At 42.7% G+C, this 16341-nt stretch carries 15 protein-coding genes; 7 read left to right on the top strand and 8 right to left on the bottom strand.

What is annotated here, in order from left to right; genetic code table 11:
* Positions 1 to 132: 132 nt before the first annotated feature.
* The gene (locus tag RCG24_RS13375; protein WP_202656048.1) at positions 133 to 1806 is read right to left on the bottom strand and encodes an Ig-like domain-containing protein; all 1674 of its coding nucleotides are present in this window, start codon (positions 1804 to 1806) and stop codon (positions 133 to 135) included.
* A gap of 245 nt (positions 1807 to 2051) precedes the next feature.
* Here RCG24_RS13375 and RCG24_RS13380 point away from each other — a divergent pair, with 245 nt between their 5' ends.
* The 5 genes from RCG24_RS13380 (at position 2052) to RCG24_RS13400 (ending at position 7404) form a co-directional block, all read left to right on the top strand.
* Positions 2052 to 3263, top strand: a complete 1212-nt coding sequence (locus RCG24_RS13380; protein WP_308077246.1) for a sensor histidine kinase — start codon at positions 2052 to 2054, stop codon at positions 3261 to 3263.
* On the top strand, positions 3260 to 3937 hold the full coding sequence (locus RCG24_RS13385) for a response regulator (RefSeq protein ID WP_202656050.1): 678 nt from the start codon (positions 3260 to 3262) through the stop codon (positions 3935 to 3937). Before RCG24_RS13380 ends, RCG24_RS13385 begins: the two co-directional genes overlap by 4 nt.
* 137 nt (positions 3938 to 4074) lie before the next feature.
* Positions 4075 to 5004, top strand: a complete 930-nt coding sequence (locus RCG24_RS13390; protein WP_308077247.1) for an ABC transporter ATP-binding protein — start codon at positions 4075 to 4077, stop codon at positions 5002 to 5004.
* Between the two features lie 15 nt (positions 5005 to 5019).
* Positions 5020 to 6234 (top strand): ABC transporter permease, encoded by a 1215-nt coding sequence (locus tag RCG24_RS13395; RefSeq protein ID WP_202656051.1) that lies wholly within the window; start codon positions 5020 to 5022, stop codon positions 6232 to 6234.
* A 12-nt stretch (positions 6235 to 6246) separates the two neighbouring features.
* Positions 6247 to 7404, top strand: a complete 1158-nt coding sequence (locus RCG24_RS13400) for an ABC transporter permease (protein WP_308077248.1) — start codon at positions 6247 to 6249, stop codon at positions 7402 to 7404.
* Between the two features lie 681 nt (positions 7405 to 8085).
* Here RCG24_RS13400 and RCG24_RS13405 read toward each other — a convergent pair.
* Positions 8086 to 8631, bottom strand: a complete 546-nt coding sequence (locus tag RCG24_RS13405) for a pyridoxamine 5'-phosphate oxidase family protein (RefSeq protein ID WP_308077249.1) — start codon at positions 8629 to 8631, stop codon at positions 8086 to 8088.
* A gap of 110 nt (positions 8632 to 8741) precedes the next feature.
* Between RCG24_RS13405 and RCG24_RS13410 the strand changes: the two genes are divergently transcribed.
* Positions 8742 to 10172: a MocR-like pyridoxine biosynthesis transcription factor PdxR gene (locus RCG24_RS13410; protein ID WP_202656060.1), complete on the top strand. Its 1431-nt coding sequence runs from the start codon at positions 8742 to 8744 to the stop codon at positions 10170 to 10172.
* Positions 10173 to 10199: 27 nt separating this feature from the next.
* On the opposite strand, the gene RCG24_RS13415 is transcribed toward RCG24_RS13410, so the two are convergent.
* Complete coding sequence (locus RCG24_RS13415) at positions 10200 to 10643, bottom strand: MarR family winged helix-turn-helix transcriptional regulator (RefSeq protein WP_202656061.1); 444 nt, start codon at positions 10641 to 10643, stop codon at positions 10200 to 10202.
* 143 nt (positions 10644 to 10786) lie between these two features.
* Between RCG24_RS13415 and RCG24_RS13420 the strand changes: the two genes are divergently transcribed.
* A complete protein-coding gene (locus RCG24_RS13420) occupies positions 10787 to 11311 on the top strand; it encodes a CarD family transcriptional regulator (RefSeq protein ID WP_308077250.1) in 525 nt (174 codons plus the stop codon).
* A 57-nt stretch (positions 11312 to 11368) separates the two neighbouring features.
* On the opposite strand, the gene RCG24_RS13425 is transcribed toward RCG24_RS13420, so the two are convergent.
* From RCG24_RS13425 to RCG24_RS13445, 5 genes are all read right to left on the bottom strand, one after another.
* A complete protein-coding gene (locus RCG24_RS13425) occupies positions 11369 to 12553 on the bottom strand; it encodes a M20 metallopeptidase family protein (protein ID WP_202656063.1) in 1185 nt (394 codons plus the stop codon).
* 72 nt (positions 12554 to 12625) lie between these two features.
* Complete coding sequence (locus tag RCG24_RS13430; protein ID WP_202656064.1) at positions 12626 to 13453, bottom strand: MetQ/NlpA family ABC transporter substrate-binding protein; 828 nt, start codon at positions 13451 to 13453, stop codon at positions 12626 to 12628.
* A 14-nt stretch (positions 13454 to 13467) separates the two neighbouring features.
* Positions 13468 to 14067 carry a methionine ABC transporter permease gene (locus RCG24_RS13435; protein WP_202656086.1) on the bottom strand — a complete coding sequence of 200 codons (600 nt, stop codon included), beginning with the start codon at positions 14065 to 14067 and terminating at the stop codon, positions 13468 to 13470.
* A gap of 50 nt (positions 14068 to 14117) precedes the next feature.
* The gene (locus RCG24_RS13440; protein WP_202656065.1) at positions 14118 to 15140 is read right to left on the bottom strand and encodes a methionine ABC transporter ATP-binding protein; all 1023 of its coding nucleotides are present in this window, start codon (positions 15138 to 15140) and stop codon (positions 14118 to 14120) included.
* A gap of 350 nt (positions 15141 to 15490) precedes the next feature.
* A complete protein-coding gene (locus RCG24_RS13445) occupies positions 15491 to 16339 on the bottom strand; it encodes a carbon-nitrogen hydrolase (RefSeq protein ID WP_308079184.1) in 849 nt (282 codons plus the stop codon).
* Positions 16340 to 16341: the final 2 nt, after the last annotated feature.

Genomic DNA, 16341 nt, shown 5'->3' on the forward strand with positions numbered 1-16341 from the left:
GGAGGAACATGGAATGCAAACAATCTATAAAAATTTTTCAACCCATTGAAACCCACTCATTCTACAAAGGATGACAAAAAAGCTAACCTTGAAAATGAAACAAGTGCATTTTTAAGATTAGCTTTAAATAAATTATTTTGAAACAGTGACTTTTCTTGTTGCGCTTACTTTTCCTTTGCTGTCTTTAGCATTTACGTATAGTTTGGTTCCTGCCCGCTGCTTTGGAATTCGCACTTTAAAACTCCCACTAGCGCTGGCTTTTGCCGAGTATGTCTTCTTTCCGATTTTTATCGAGACGGCTGCATTTTTTTCGGCTTTTCCAGTAACAGTCGCAGTTTTATAAGTTAGTTTGTTCACAGTCGGCATATTTGGTGCCGTTCTGACAACTTTTATCACCTTTGCTTTACTTTTATTTCCCGCCTTATCCCTTGCCGTGACCGTAATGGTCTTTCCAAAGTTTTGTACAGGTATAGCTACTTTGTAGTTTCCGTATTTATCCGCTTTTCCTTTATAGCTTTTCGTAGAAATTGTTACCGTTACGGCAGCATATGCTTCTGTTTTACCAGAAACGGCAGTAGACCTGTTCGTAACTGTCTTCACTGTCGGAATCGCAGGTGCGGTTTTATCAGCAACGATAATAGTCTTCGCGGGGCTTGCTGCATTGTACTGATCCTTATAGGATATTGTCAGCTTGGTTCCTGCCTTTTGAACAGGAATATCAGCTTTAAAGTTCTTATTTTTATCAGCAACAGCACTGCCTATCACCTTTGTTCCGTTCTTTATCTGGATTCTGGCATTTGCCGGGGCTTTCCCGGATATTGACTTATCATTATCATCAACTATATTGACTACAGGTGCATCCAGCTTCCTGCTAATATAAGCTGAGGAAACAAATCCTATAACTTTGGCATCTGTTGTTTTGACCGGATACCAAACAAAGCGGTTACTGGTGGAAGATTTGTCAAAGGTGAAATTCCCTGTAATAATAAGTGTGGTATTTTTTGCCAGCTCTTTTTTAACAGAAGAGGCACTGCTATTGTCTGATCTTACCTTTACCTTATCAGCAGTTACAATTACTTTATCTCCCGTTTGGAAATAATAATTTGATGGATGCATTTCGCCCGTAATGGTATATTCCCTAACTTTAAAAACAATATTTTTGCTGCTATTAGGATCATAATCAAAGTCTTTTGTTTTGAAAGGGAACTGTGCCAGTGTCGTATCATCCAAAAAACTGTCTCGTTTCAATATGGAAAAGATTTTTTCTTGATAGGCGTTCGCATTACGTTTCCCAGTATCCTGGAACAGCGGGCTATTTATTGGTTTTGTCCCGTTATAAGCCATTACTGGAAAATACCAATTTTCAATCACTTCCCGGCCTGCGCCCTTTATTTTCGGCAAATCAGTGCGGTTATACATGCTGTTAAGAATCTCTACGCCTGCCTGAATATTATAGTAAATATCCGTTTTTAGTTTTTGTGGATCATAGTTTGCTTGATTGGTAAGTTGCATCAAACCGATTCCGCCGTCTTTTGAAATAAAGGGCTCGCCATTCGTAAATTGCTTCCAGCCGTTTTCCTGTTCGGCAATGGCCTTGACCACTTCAGGTGGAATCTTTGCAGCTAATGCTGCATTCGTCAGTAAACAATTGATTTGCTGGGGGGCAGGATTTTGATTTGGTTCAACTTTCCCATATATTTTTTCACATTTGGAGGTCCAGGACGTCGCTGCAGAGGCCCCGTCGTAAGACCACCCCAGGAGGAATATACAAGACAATACTACGGCCCTGAGTAGGGTTGATTTCATTCTTTAATCTCCAATCTATCATTCTTATAGATATTTTATCATGATGGGTCATCTTTTTCGAGAAACTACTATCCAATTATGCAGATTCATAGGACATGCAGATGTGTTTCTAAAGACAATAGCTATTATTTTGCCACTCCGGATTCAACCATACCGAAAAGTTTTTATTTTACAAAAATCACTCTTTTAACAGTCAAATAAACAGTGTAAGATATCGTTATATTTAGCAGATTGGCGGGAAAAGTATGGAGTCATTAAGCAAACTGACGTTTCTTCGGATTATCATGTTTTATCTGATTTGCTTCGTGTATTATTTTATCATTTTTGACGGCAATAGTAATCTTCAAAGATATTTTCTGTTTGCAGCAATCGCTATATTTACAGTTGATCAAATTCTTCTTTGTGCAAAGGATCAAGAACAATGGATTCACGTGGTGTTGACTATGGATTCACTTGTGGCAGCCGGTTTGGGCCTTGTTTTTCCGGGAACGACTGGACTGTATTTGACGATATTTGGCATTATTGGGGTTACCTTGTTCTTGGCGATCACGGACAAACAAATCATTCGAAGATATGTTGCCTTTTTTCTCGTGATTTGGGCTGTAATTATCCTCTACACCTATCAAGCTACGGGAAAATGGCAATTGGCTGAGAATGTGTTAAATACCGGGTTTGTTCTTTTTGGCAGCTTTGTCGGGAGCTTAATCCGCAAATTAATGGATGCCCGCACGACCGTGAATGCCCAATATGAAGAGTTAAATACCTCCCATGCGGCTTTAAAGGCGGCTCATGACCAATTGCGCCTTTATTCCAAGCAGGTGGAGGAATTAACAATGATTCGCGAGCGAAATCACATTGCCCGCGAAATTCACGATACGGTCGGTCACAAAATCACGGCTCTCCTTGTCCAAATTCAGCTTGCAAAAGAAATGATGCAGCTTGACCTTGAAAAAACAAAGGACGTACTGCGGCAATGTGAACAACTCACACGCGAAACGCTGCAGGAAATTCGTCTTTCCGTCCGTACGCTCCATGAAGACGGTGAGGAGCAGTCCATGCTCCAGATTTTACGAAAACTATTTCAAGACTATTCCAAATTAACCAATCTCGAAACAACTTTTGAAATGGACGGAGACCCCGCTTCCATTCCGACGACATTGCAGCCCACGATCATCCGGATCATTCAAGAGTCGCTGACGAACGCAAAGCGGCATGGTCAGGCAACTCAATGTTCGGTCATGCTTAATTGTCAGCACGAGAACATTACCGTGCGAATTAAGGATGATGGAAAAGGAGTTCCAGAGGTGGTGCCTGGGTTTGGCTTGGTCAATATGCGCGAGCGGATCTTGGATCATGGCGGTACGTTGCAGTTTCTCAGCCAAGCCGATGAGGGATTTGAAGTCATCGCAGAATTCCCGATGAAAAAACTAAAATGGACGGCAGGTGTAAGCCAATGATAAAAATCATGGTAGTTGATGATCAATCATTAATGCGCGACGGTCTGGCCACAATTCTCAGTTTGCGAAATGAGCTGGAAGTTGTTGGAACAGCTTGTGACGGTCAGGATGCGTTTGAAAAAGCGAAACGATTGATTCCGGATATCATCTTAATGGACATCCGCATGCCGGGGACAAACGGTGTCGACGGAACGAAATTGATTCGTGAGGAAATGCCTGAGATCAAGGTACTGATGCTGACAACGTTTAAAGATAGTGAGCTGATTTTTGAAGCGCTTGAAGAGGGAGCGAGCGGCTATTTGCTCAAGGACATGCCGACAGATACGATTGTACAGGCCATTTTAACTGTTCATTCCGGCGGTGTTGTCCTTCCTCCGGATGTGACGGCACAAGTTATCAAGGAAATGAAGCATTCTCAAAGTATGGCTGCCCCATTAGAAGGAAATCCCCCTGCCGCCCCAAAGGAAACAGAGGATTTGACGGAAAGGGAGCATGATGTATTAAGACAGCTGGGATATGGTCTAAGCAACAAGGAAATTGCGGAAGTTTTATTCATCACCGAAGGCACGGTAAAGAACCACGTATCCAACATTATCAGCAAACTGGGGCTGCGGGACCGGACCCAGGCAGCCATTTTTGCCGTCCGGTATGGAATCACGACTTACGATATATGACGTTTGGCATAGATAGGTATGAAAATCGGCTGAAACCAGCCGGTTTTTTTATGGAAAAATATCCCCTGCGATAGATGGAAGTTCCTGCAAAACCATTTATGATTACCTTAACAAAAAAATAAGTGAAGGTGATCAACATGCTGAAGATTAAAGATATAAAAAAAAGCTTTGGAAAAAATGAAGTGGTTAAAGGGATTACATTTTCTGTACAAAAAGGCGAGTCATTTGGTCTGCTTGGGCCAAACGGTGCCGGTAAATCAACGACCATCTCGATGATTTGCGGATTGCTGCCATTTGATGCCGGCGAAATTGAAGTAGCCGGTAAATCAGTGAAAAAGGACCCGATGAGCACAAAGAAAAAGATCGGCGTCGTTCCGCAGGATATTGCCCTTTATCCGACAATGTCGGCAAAAGATAATTTGGTTTTTTGGGGCAAAATGTACGGCTTAACGAGCGCCCAAGCAAACAAAAGGGCCGCCGAGGTGCTGGAATATGTCGGCTTAAAGGACCGTGCCAAGGAGAAAATCGAAACTTTCTCTGGAGGAATGAAACGGAGGATCAATATTGGTGCCGCTCTGATGCACAAGCCTGAATTGTTAATTATGGATGAACCGACCGTTGGAATTGATCCACAGTCGAGAAATCATATTCTTGAAACAGTCAAAAAGCTGAATCAGGAAGGAATGACAGTCATTTATACGAGCCATTACATGGAGGAAGTGGAATACCTGTGTGAACGAATTGGAATTGTTGACCATGGTCAAATGATTGCCCTTGGAACAAAACAAGAGCTATGCAACCGTCTGGCTGGTGGAACGGTCATCAGCTTACAGCTGAACGAGATAGAGTCTGAATTCATCACGTTCGTGAAGGAGCTTTCCTTTGTTGAACAGGTCGTCTCAAAAGACAATACCATTGAAATATTTGTAACCCATACCAATTTGGCTATTGGCGAGATTGTCGGTAAAGCCGTGACATCAGGACTGCAGGTTCAAGCCGTTCATGTACAGGAGCCAAATTTGGAGTCATTATTTTTACAATTAACAGGAAGATCATTGAGGGATTAAGGGGAGGGAAGATGGATGAAAAGCTTTACTATCGCTTGGAAAGATTTGCATATACGGTTGAAAGACCGAAAAGGGTTTCTGATGATGATTCTCATGCCGCTGATTTTGACCGCCATTTTGGGTACAGCTTTGAGCGGCGTCATGGGCGGTGAAGAAAAACTGCCGCTGACAATCGTCGGAGTAGTGGTTCAAGATCAGGATGAACTTGCAACAACCTTTGTTGATGATGTTTTAAAAAGCAAAGATATGCAAGAGTTCATTAAGGTTCGCACAGTTCCCTCCGAGAAGAAAGCGAAGGATTGGTTGAAGAAAGAAAAAATTGATGCTGGCGTCGTGATCCCAGTTAAATGGAGTGGGCATTTAAAGGACGGACAATTAAAAGACTTGACGCTGCTCACCGATCCGGGAAAATCATTGCAGGCTTCAATTGTGGAATCAATTACGACTTCTTTTACCGATAAAGTGGTTACCATGGCTGTCTCTTCGAAAGTGGTCATGGAGCAGCTTGCCTCGTCCACTCCGGTCCTGACTGGAAAGCTGGATATGAGAAAGGCAGCCGCTGAGATTGCCGGACAACTGCAAGAGCAAATGAAAGCTGCAACCAACTCCGTCTCGGAAACGCCGATCGGAAAACGGTCGGTATCCTCGAGTCAATACTATGCCGCTGCCATGGCAGCAATGTTTTTACTCTATAACATCACGACTGGCGCCAAATCACTATTAAATGAGCGGGCAACAGAAACGCTGGCAAGATTGCTGAGCACCCCGACTGGAAGAATGCAGATTGTCTTCGGAAAATTTTTAGGAACGTTTTATTTTGCTGTGATACAGTTTACCATTTTTACACTTACAACCCATTTTGCCTTTCAGGTGGACTGGGGCAAAAATTTGATGCAAGTTGCAGTGATCGGGCTGGTTTACAGTTTTACCGTCGCAGGTCTTTCGATGCTCATTGCCGCACTGATTAGGGAGGAAAAAACGGCCGATGTCATCGGCGGGATAGGTATTCAGATTTTCGCTATCCTGGGCGGGTCAATGCTGCCGCTATCGGTATTTCCAGATTTGATGCAAAAAGCAGCGAATATTACACCGAACAAATGGGTACTAACCAGTTTTATTGATATCATGTCCGGAACCACCTGGAATACGCTGCTTTTGCCGGTGACGGTATTACTAACAATCGGGATTATTTCCCTTTCCATCGGCACCGTGAAATTTAAATTACGATAAGGAGTGGAACAAATGCGAAAAGCATGGGCCGTTTGCCTGTTGGAGTTAAAAAAAGTATTTCAAAAAAAGCAAAGCTATTTTCTGATGTTTGCCATGCCCCTCATTTTTACGCTTATTTTCGGAGGACTTTCCGGAGACGGCAGCTCGGATCGAATGAAATTGGCTGTGGTGGATGACGATCAATCGACACTTTCCAAAGGGTTTCTGCAGTCTGTTAAAGAGAATGAATTATTTACTTTGGTGCCTGAGAGCAAGCAACAGGCGGAACAAAAGGTAAAGGACAAGAAACTGGGCGGAATGCTGTACATTCCGAAAGGCTTTGAGGAGCAAATGATGGCGAAAGAGGATCCGAAGGTTGTTTTTAAACATGGACCAGAGTTCACATCCGCGACTGCCATTTCGCAAATGATCAATCAAAGTTTGACAAAAATCAAAATGGAATTGGCCGCCAGTCTCCAGTCGAGCCGTTTAACAGGAGAGGATTGGAAACCTGTTTTTTCTGCGATTACGAAGGAGACTTCAACAGCTTCAACCGCTGTGCATAAAATCGAAGTAAAAAAAGGCAAGGCGCAGTCAAAATTAAACAATCAATCGGCTAGTTCCGCTGGTTTCTCAATTATGTTTGTAATGATTGTGATGATGAGTGTCAGCGGGACGATTTTGGAAGCAAAAAAATCGGGTGTCTGGTATCGGATGATGTCGACGCCGATTTCGAGATTTGAATTAATGGCTGGCTTTTTTCTAGCGTTTTTCATCCTTGGCTGGATTCAATTTGGCATCTTAATGGCCGCCACCTCCGTTTTGTTTGATATCCAATGGGGAGATCCTTTGGGCATTGCTGTATTAGTATCGGCCCTGTTGCTGTGTGTCGTGGGATTGGGTCTGTTCATCGCTGGATTTGTCACTACGACCGAGCAGCAATCCGCCTTGGGTAACATTGTCATCATCTCCACTTGTATGCTGGGCGGGGTCTTCTGGCCGCTTGATGTTGTACCGAAATTCATGCAAAAGATAGCCGAATTTGTGCCGCAAACCTGGGCGATGAAAGGATTCACCGAAATCGTTGCCCGCGGCGGCGGCGTTGCCGACATCGCTCTCCCTGTAGCAGTGCTGTTATTGTTCTCAGCAGTATTTCTTGTGGTCGGCATGTCGCGGGTAAAATTTCAATAGCCGGAATTTGACATTGAATAGAGGAAGGGGCAGTCTTTTTCACGATAGTCGGATACTACTGACGCAAAAATGGATCCAGGGGAGAGCCTAGTTTTCAGCCACTTGGGCGCCTATCCCGCCTATTGGTGACCAAACGGCTCTAATTTCCTGACACTCGGGCGCCTATCCCGCCTATTGGTGACCAAACGGCTCTAATTTCCTGACACTCGGGCGCCTATCCCGCCTATTGGTGACCAAACAGCTCTAATTTCCTGACACTCGGGCGTCTATCCCGCCTATTGGTGACCAAACGGCTCTAATTTCCTGACACTCGGGCGCCTATCCCGCCTATTGGCGACCAAACGGCTCTAATTTCCTGACACTCGGGCGCCTATCCCGCCTATTGGTGACCAAACGGCTCTAATTTCCTGACACTCGGACTCCTATCCGGTCCATTGGTGACCGCACAGACCTATTTTCCGGCCTTGCGGGCGCCTATCCCGCCTTATTGAAAACTCAATTGGTCGATTTTCTACAGTTACCGTTCTCATGAAAGGGCTGTCAGAACTCAACCGGCCAGTTTTCTTCCGATGTTGTTCTCATAGAAGGTTTATAAGAACTCACTAGCACGCTATTCTTCGGTTGCTGTTCTCATGGAAGGGGCAGTCCCTTACCGTTTTAACGATGGACTGCCCTTTAAGGTTATAGATCCATTTCGACTTTCCTGCCTTGTTGAAACAAAAGATGTGGATTTAGTTGATTTTCTTTTGCCGTCAGTTCACTTGGGGTCAGCTTAAACACTAATGTATAACTCCCTAGTGAGGAACGATACTTCTCGACATGGGAGGAAGATAGCTGTTTGTCATAATAACCCGGCACATACTTATCCAGCAACGCCTGCATCGCCGCGGTTGCCTCTGCTAAATCAGTTACCTTCGTAAGTGAGCCAAACAGCATCACACTCATATAGGCGGTATCGGTCTTCGCTGGGATTGGACTGACCATTGTTCCATAATCTTCTGCCACCGTAAAGCAACCGTTTGGATTAGTCTCGATGAGCTCGATTTTTCTCCCTTGCGCAGCACCGTGGAAATAGATCGCTCCGTTCAGCCAGGTGAAATTCAACGGAACAACATAGGGAGAATTCCCATCCGTTAATCCGAGATATCCTGTCCGTGTTGTTCTCAAAAACTGGTCAATCCGTTGTTGGTCGGTACAAGCTAATTTTTCTTGGCGAATTTTTTGCATGTTTCCATCCCTTCTTTCATTCCATATGATAGACTCATTTTAAAGAATCTTTGCACAGGAAAAAAGTGACAGATGTTAGAAAAATGATAAGGACAGATGGAGGGTGAACAATGGAAATTTCCCCATTTTTAAACAAGGAACTGCCTGAATCGCTTTATATGCAACTGTATCATTGGATAAGGAAGGAAATTGAAGACGGAAGGCTAATGCCGGGAACAAAGATGCCATCTATCCGTGAACTTACCGCCAATTTAAACGTCAGCCGGAACACGGTGGAGACAGCGTACCAGCAATTACAAGCAGAAGGATACCTCGAAAGTATCCCAAAGAGCGGGGTTTGGGTGGCAGAAATTGAAAAACCGGTATGGCATCTTCCTCCAACTGAGCATCCCATTATACCGGAAAAGCAAGCATCACCAAAAGTGGCTGTGGATTTTGAATACGGAAATGTCGATCTGGACAAGTTCCCGATCAAGCAGTGGAAGAAATGTCTTACAGATGCAATCGATCAGCAAAACAACTGGTTATTCCAATACGGAAACAAAATAGGTGAATTTTCATTACGGAAGGAAATTGCGCACTATCTACAACAATCGAGAGGTGTAAGAGCCACACCGGAGCAAATTTTGATCACCGCAGGCACTCAGACCTCCATATCAGTGCTCTGCCGGCTTTTATCACTGAATGGTGAAACCGTGGCAATGGAGGAACCTGGTTATCTTGGTGTCCGTACCGTCTTTAAAGACGAGGGATGCCATCTCAAACCAATTCCACTTGAACATGATGGATTATCAGTTAAACATCTTCAAACATCGATGGCCAAGGCCATTTATGTCACCCCTTCACACCAATTTCCTTACGGAATGGTTCTGCCTGTTGCTAAACGAATACAATTATTAAAATGGGCCTATCAAACAAATGGATATATTTTTGAAGATGATTATGATGGTGAATTTCGTTACCGCGGCCAGCCGATTCCCTCTTTGAAATCACTGGATGAAGAGGGGCGTGTTATTTATTTAGGAACATTGTCCAAATGCTTCCTTCCTACTGCAAGATTAAGCTATATGGTCCTTCCCCCTTCCCTTATGGAGTTATTATTACAAAAATTTGCAGAATATAACCAATCAGTCTCGCCGATTATTCAGAGAGCGGTTGCTCAGTTTATGAAATCAGGGGAGTTTGAAAAACATATCCGGAGAATGCGTAAATGGTATCAACGAAAACACCAGGTTCTGTTGACGAGTATCCAGCAATATATGGACACACGGGTCAGCATAATCGGTGAAAAATCAGGCTTACATATCTTATTAAAACTAAACGGTATGACCGCTTCCAAATTAATCGAACGTGGGCTGAGCCATGGGGTTAAGGTTTATTCCCCCGCCCGGTTTTGGTTGCTGCCCAACGATGAAATTGAATCTATTATCATGTTGGGATTTGGCGGATTGTCACTCGAAGAAATTGAACAGGGTATTCGAATTCTTGCAAGCTGTTTACCGAAAGACTTAGAAAAAAAAGGCGGCCCTCCATTGCGTTAAAGCAGCGGGGGCTAACCCTTGTTGGGATTATTTCAACTTATCTATTCGCCAATCTGTTTGAAGAATACTTTTTAGAATTGAGAGTTGTTCTATACCGATCGCATCAGCAATCTTTTTCTCAAGCATAGCCTTTAATGACTTATTTTTTTCATAGCACTCTTGGCCAAATGCTGTCAACTGGATGCATTTTTCCTTTTTATTGTTTTCAACATCTTTTATTTCAACTAATCCCTTTGCCTCAAGACGTTTGATGAACTTATGTGTTGCTTGTCGAGAAATATCCACATTTTTTGAAACATAAGAAATTGTCGGCTGCTGATTTTCATATATTCTGGTTAGGATAAACCACTCAGAATTTGATATATAAATATCACTATGATCATTCCATAAATGTTCGGCAGTACTTCGAAGTTGAACATGGCGTTCGCTAATCAGGTCAAGTAAACCTAAGCTTTGTAATTTAGGATCCAAGCAATTCACTCCTATTATTTTTCTCGTTATCACTATACCAAGGACATTTAAAATCGTCAATTAAGTTGACATTTTTACACATAAAGGATTATAATAACATTAGTCAACTTAGTTGACAATTATTCATTAAAGGAGTTAATTTAATGTTTAACAAAGGAGATCTAATCGTTTATTCAGGACATGGGATATGCAAAATCGAAGATATTTGTGACATAAACATTGCCGGAAATACAAAAGCATATTATGTTTTACAACCTCTTAATAACGACCACCAGCTGACAATAAGAACCCCAGTAGATAATAACAAGGTAACCATGTCAAGTTTGATGCAGAAGGATCAGGCTGAGGAAATTTTAGACTCATTCCAATTCCCCGGCGCCAATTGGATTGAAAATAACCACTTACGTATCCAAACCTATAATAATATTGTAAAATCCGGAAATCGTCGCGAAATTGCTAAAATAGCCAATACCTTGATTCGGAAAAAGCATGAACTTGAGTTGAAAGAGAGAAAAATAAGTGAACAGGATAAACAGCTTTTAACTTCAATCAAAAGTGTATTGTTCAAAGAAATGGCCCTATCTTTGCATACGACATACGAAACAATCTCTAATGAAGTTAACAGGCTTTTGTTAAATAAAACGGAAGAACAAACTGAATTGAACTGAGAAAAGGTCAGTCCCCACTGTTTAACGAGAGCGGAACTGGCCTTTTTTTTAAAATTATTAAAGCAAATAATTTGAAACAATTTTTACAAAGGAGCGACCGATGTTTAACAGCGCTCTTTCATCGATATCAAATTTCGGATGATGATGTGGAAAGTGTGTAGCCGCATCCTCATTTTGCGACCCTACTCTGAAATAGGTGCCTGGTTTTTCCAGCAGGAAATACGAAAAGTCCTCGGCTCCCATCGAAGGTTCCATTTCCATGACATTTTCGGAAGAAAACTCCTCCATGAACCATTGGCGAACGGTTTCTGTTTCTCGCGGATGATTATATAATGCCGGATAGCCATTTAAATAATCAATTTCAGCCGCTGCCCCAAACGCCGCAGTAATCCCCGCAACGATGCTGCGAATTTGTTCTTCCACCTGCTTGCGGACATCGGCATTAAACGTGCGAACCGTTCCTTCCAATACCGCTTTATCTGCAATGACATTAAATGCGCTGCCTGCTTGAAACACACCTATCGTCACGACCGCTGATTTTAATGGATCGACCCGACGACTGACAACTTTTTGCAAGGCACCGACGATTTCACTGCCAATCACGATCGAATCAATTGATTCATGGGGTCTTGCCCCATGGCCGCCCTTCCCTTGAATCTTGATGGTAAATTTATCAACAGCCGCCATTTGATAGCCGCTGCCTGTCGTTACTTTTCCGACAGCTGTTTGCGAATCCAAATGGGCGCCGAAAACATAGTCCACCCCGTCCAAGACACCGGCTTCGACCATAAATTTAGCGCCGCCTGGCGGTGTTTCCTCCGCCGGTTGAAAAATAAACACTACATTTCCTTTCAACTGATCGCGAAATTCGTTAAGCACTTTGGCCGTGCCAAGCAATGCCGCCGTATGACCATCGTGGCCACAGGCATGCATAACACCCGGATTCTGCGACTTATAAGGAACGTCTTTTTCATCCTCAATTGGCAAAGCGTCAAAATCAGCCCGAAGCGCAATCGTTTTTCCGGGCTGGGCTCCCCGCAAAATTCCGATTAAGCCATGGCCACCACCAATATTGGTTTCCACTTCTAACCCAAAGCTCACCAGCTTCTCCCTTATGTATAGCGCCGTTTTTTCTTCTTTAAAGGACAGCTCTGGGTGCTGATGCATATATCTTCTCCAGCTCACGATTTCTTCAAAGCTATCCGCTAACTTATCGTTTATTTCTTTTATAAGTGTCGTCATTTCCCTTTCCCCCTTTTAAAAAATAAACCGGCCCGCCGGGGATGCCGAAATCCCCCAGCAGGCTCCATTAAATTATCGTAATTCTTCCGGAATAAACCAGTAATCATCTTCGTTATGTTTTTTCATATAGGCCTTAAATTCATCAGATTGATAAGCAGCGGCAACGTCTTTTGCCCATTTGGTATTTTTGTTTGCTTTTTTCGTTACAGCTACTAATTCCAAGTGTTTCAGAACATCCTCGGATAAAAGCTTTTTCGATGGGTCCATATTGGAAGAGTAGACGATGCTTCCCGGAATAACGCCGTAGTCCAGATCAGCTAAAGATCTTGGAATCTGTGCAGAATCCATTTCTACAATTTTTAACTTGTATGGATTTTCTACAATATCCTGGGAAGTCGCCTTCATCAGCTCTACGCCATCTTTTAGTTTAATTAATTTGGCTTTTTGCAATAAGGCATAGGCTCTTGCTGCATTGGAAGCATCATTTGGAATCCCGATTGTGTCACCTTTAGCAATAGCGGCTAACGATTTTTTCTTACCCGGGAAAATTCCCGCTGGTACTGTTGGAATTGGCGTTAAATTGACAAGATCGGTCTTTTTATTTTCATTAAAATTTTCCATGTATGCAGTATGCTGGTCGACATTCAAATCCACGCCACCATCGGCAAGAGCAACATCAGCCTGCAATAAATCATTGAATTCCACTTGCTTAATGGTGTAGCCTTTTTTCTCCAAAATTGGCTTAACCGCATCTAAAAATAAAACACTGTACGGCCCTGGTGATGTCCCCACTTTAATCGTTGTTTTTTCTTTCCCTGCTGTTTTTTCCTCTTTACCACAGCCCGAAAGTACAAGCGTAAACAAAGCTAAAATACTGACAAAAATTGCAAGTTTCTTCATTCCTCTAATCCCCTTTATTCATGTCTTAATTTTTTTGCTAAACGATTACCAATGCTTTGAATGATTTGCACAATGATAATCAAAATAATAACCGTCAGGATAATGACATACGTGTTAAAACGTTCATATCCGTAAGTGATCGCCAAGCTGCCGACACCGCCGCCGCCAATCGTTCCCGCCATCGCGGTTGCGCCAATGAGACCAATGGTGGCGGTTGTCATCGTTAACACTAAGGAACCAAGCGCTTCCGGCAGGAGAAAATAACGGATCGTTTGAAACGATGTCGCCCCCAGCGATTTTGCCAATTCAATAATCCCTGGTCCAACCTCGAGCACCGAGTTTTCCACTAGGCGAGCGATAAACGGAGCAATATAGACAACCAACGGGACAATCGCCGCCGTTGAACCATACGTCTGTCCGGCAATCAATCTAGTTAACGGTGTAATCGCCACTAATAAAATGATGAACGGAATTGATCTTAGGATATTAATAATGCCATTTAGTATTGTGAAAAAAATCCGACTCGGCTTAATCCCATTTGGCCGTGTCATGACTAAAAGAATCCCCAGTGGAACACCGATTAACGTCCCGATTAAGAGCGAAACGGACACCATATAAATGGTTTCATAGATCGATTGGATAATTAAATCTGCAGAGACGCTGTTCACACAATCACCTCTTTAATAGAAATATTCCTTTCTGTTACATAATGGTAAAGATGATCAAGCACAGAATCTTCACCGAAAAAAGCAACCGTGAAAATTCCCAGTGTCGTGCCTTGCAGCTCGGTAACGTTAGCAAAAACGATGTTCATGTCAACGTCAAACTCTTTTGTTAGCTTTGTAAGCAGCGGCTCTGAAGCGGTTTTTCCAAAAAATTTCAGCTGATAGACCCGCCTATTTCGCTTCTCTGCTTGCAGTTCCTGCACTACACTTGAGGGAATTTCGTCATGGATAACCGTTTTGACGAATTCTTTTGTCGTCTCTCTTTGCGGGTTTCCGAATACAGCAAGGACATCGCCGGCCTCAATAACATTGCCTTTTTCCATGACGGCTACTTTATTACAAATCTCGCGAATGACTTCCATCTCATGGGTAACAATGAGAATCGTAATATTAAATTCTTGGTTGATCCGCTTTAATAGTTTAAGGATCGAGACGGTGGTTTTAGGATCCAGCGCGGATGTGGCTTCGTCGCATAAAAGGATTTCCGGATTGGTGACAAGCGCCCGGGCAATCCCGATCCGTTGCTTTTGCCCGCCCGATAACTGACTTGGGTAGCTGTTTTCCTTGTCTGCTAATCCGACAAATTCGAGTAGTTCTTTTACCCGCTTATGAATGGTCGCTTTGTCTACTTTATTTAACACAAGTGGCAGTGCAACATTATCAAAAACAGTCTTGGATTCTAATAAATTAAAATGTTGAAAGATCATGCTGATGTTTTTCTTAACCTGGGAAAGCTCCTGATTACTTATCGTTCCCAGTTCCTTTCCACCCACAATGACTTTTCCGGTTGTCGGTGTTTCTAGGGCATTGACCATTCTGAGTAATGTACTTTTTCCGGCACCACTATAGCCAATTACGCCATATATGTCACCTTTATCAATTTTTAACGATACATTATGTAACGCCGTCATTTTCTTTCCCTTATGATGAAATTCCTTGACGATATTATGAAACTCAATCACAGAAGACATTCACCTCTCATTTAATTCCGACTTAATTTATAAGATTTATTTGTTTTATTTATATACTATTATTTTTGTTATGTCAACATATGTTTTGAAATTTTGAAATAAATTAGAAAGTTGAGGAAGACGAGGTGCACTAAAGTAAAAAATAAAATGACAATAGTTGAATAGTAGAAATAGTTTTTTAAGAAAGAATTGTGGAGAACAAGGGAAGAATAACTAAATGAAAACTCGCCGATTGGCGAGTTCGTTAGGGCGGTTCATGAGGCGTAGTTGAATTTATGCTTTCCTGGCCAAAAAAGGAGGGGCACCCCTCCTAAACATTTAAGTGAATAACATTTCCTTGTTCACCCGGATATTTTTTCTTTCCCTAAAATTGGCCCATATGTGTCTGTCCGCCGGTCTCTTAAAAACTGTAAAAGGTTTCTGGTAAACTCAATTTCATGTAAATCAATTTCCTCTACAAGAATACCCTCCTTGTCGTCAAGAGATTGAATAATCTCACCCAGCGGATTGCTAATGAAGCTTCCGCCATAGAAATTCATTTCTTTTTCCTGCCCGACACGGTTTACGGCCGCAACAAATACGCCATTATGAATACTATGAGCAGAAATTGCCTTCGTCCAGGCAGCCCTTGTGGACAACTCTGGATGATCGGGCTCCGAGCCAATTGCAGAAGGATAAAACAAGATTTCTGCTCCTTTTAGCGTCAAGATGCGCGCGACTTCCGGAAACCATTCATCCCAGCAAATGCCAATCCCAATTCGGCCGAACTTTGTATCATAGACCGGATACCCGGTATTGCCCGGAGTAAAATAAAATTTTTCATGATACTGCGGTCCATCCGGAATATGGTTTTTCCTGGTCGTCCCCAGATAGTTTCCCTTTTCATCATAAACAGCTGCACTATTAAAATAAATCCCCTTTGCCACTCGCTCATAAAAAGGAACGATTAACACGATTCCGAGCTCCTTGGCAAGCTGCTGCATTTCCGATAATGCCTCATGTTCAAGCGGAATCGCTAATCGATAATTATCGACGGAAACCGTTTGTGGAAAATATTGCCCGTGATATAACTCCTGAAGGCAAATAATATTGGCTCCCTTAGCTACTGCTTCTCGAACCTTTTCCTTTGTTTTTTCAATATTCACTTCCATCCGCTCATCACTTGCTAATTGGATGAGCCCCACGTTCACTT

This window comes from Neobacillus sp. OS1-32 (genome assembly GCF_030915425.1).
Taxonomy (GTDB): Bacteria; Bacillota; Bacilli; order Bacillales; family Cytobacillaceae; genus Neobacillus; species Neobacillus paridis.

Excerpts from the sequence above, each read along its gene's own strand:
- RCG24_RS13375 (WP_202656048.1), bottom strand. The coding sequence starts at position 1,806 with ATGAAATCAACCCTACTCAGGGCCGTAGTATTGTCTTGTATATTCCTC.
- RCG24_RS13380 (WP_308077246.1), top strand. The coding sequence starts at position 2,052 with ATGGAGTCATTAAGCAAACTGACGTTTCTTCGGATTATCATGTTTTAT.
- RCG24_RS13385 (WP_202656050.1), top strand. The coding sequence starts at position 3,260 with ATGATAAAAATCATGGTAGTTGATGATCAATCATTAATGCGCGACGGT.
- RCG24_RS13390 (WP_308077247.1), top strand. The coding sequence starts at position 4,075 with ATGCTGAAGATTAAAGATATAAAAAAAAGCTTTGGAAAAAATGAAGTG.
- RCG24_RS13395 (WP_202656051.1), top strand. The coding sequence starts at position 5,020 with ATGAAAAGCTTTACTATCGCTTGGAAAGATTTGCATATACGGTTGAAA.
- RCG24_RS13400 (WP_308077248.1), top strand. The coding sequence starts at position 6,247 with ATGCGAAAAGCATGGGCCGTTTGCCTGTTGGAGTTAAAAAAAGTATTT.
- RCG24_RS13405 (WP_308077249.1), bottom strand. The coding sequence starts at position 8,631 with ATGCAAAAAATTCGCCAAGAAAAATTAGCTTGTACCGACCAACAACGG.
- RCG24_RS13410 (WP_202656060.1), top strand. The coding sequence starts at position 8,742 with ATGGAAATTTCCCCATTTTTAAACAAGGAACTGCCTGAATCGCTTTAT.
- RCG24_RS13420 (WP_308077250.1), top strand. The coding sequence starts at position 10,787 with ATGTTTAACAAAGGAGATCTAATCGTTTATTCAGGACATGGGATATGC.
- RCG24_RS13425 (WP_202656063.1), bottom strand. The coding sequence starts at position 12,553 with ATGACGACACTTATAAAAGAAATAAACGATAAGTTAGCGGATAGCTTT.
- RCG24_RS13430 (WP_202656064.1), bottom strand. The coding sequence starts at position 13,453 with ATGAAGAAACTTGCAATTTTTGTCAGTATTTTAGCTTTGTTTACGCTT.
- RCG24_RS13435 (WP_202656086.1), bottom strand. The coding sequence starts at position 14,067 with ATGGTGTCCGTTTCGCTCTTAATCGGGACGTTAATCGGTGTTCCACTG.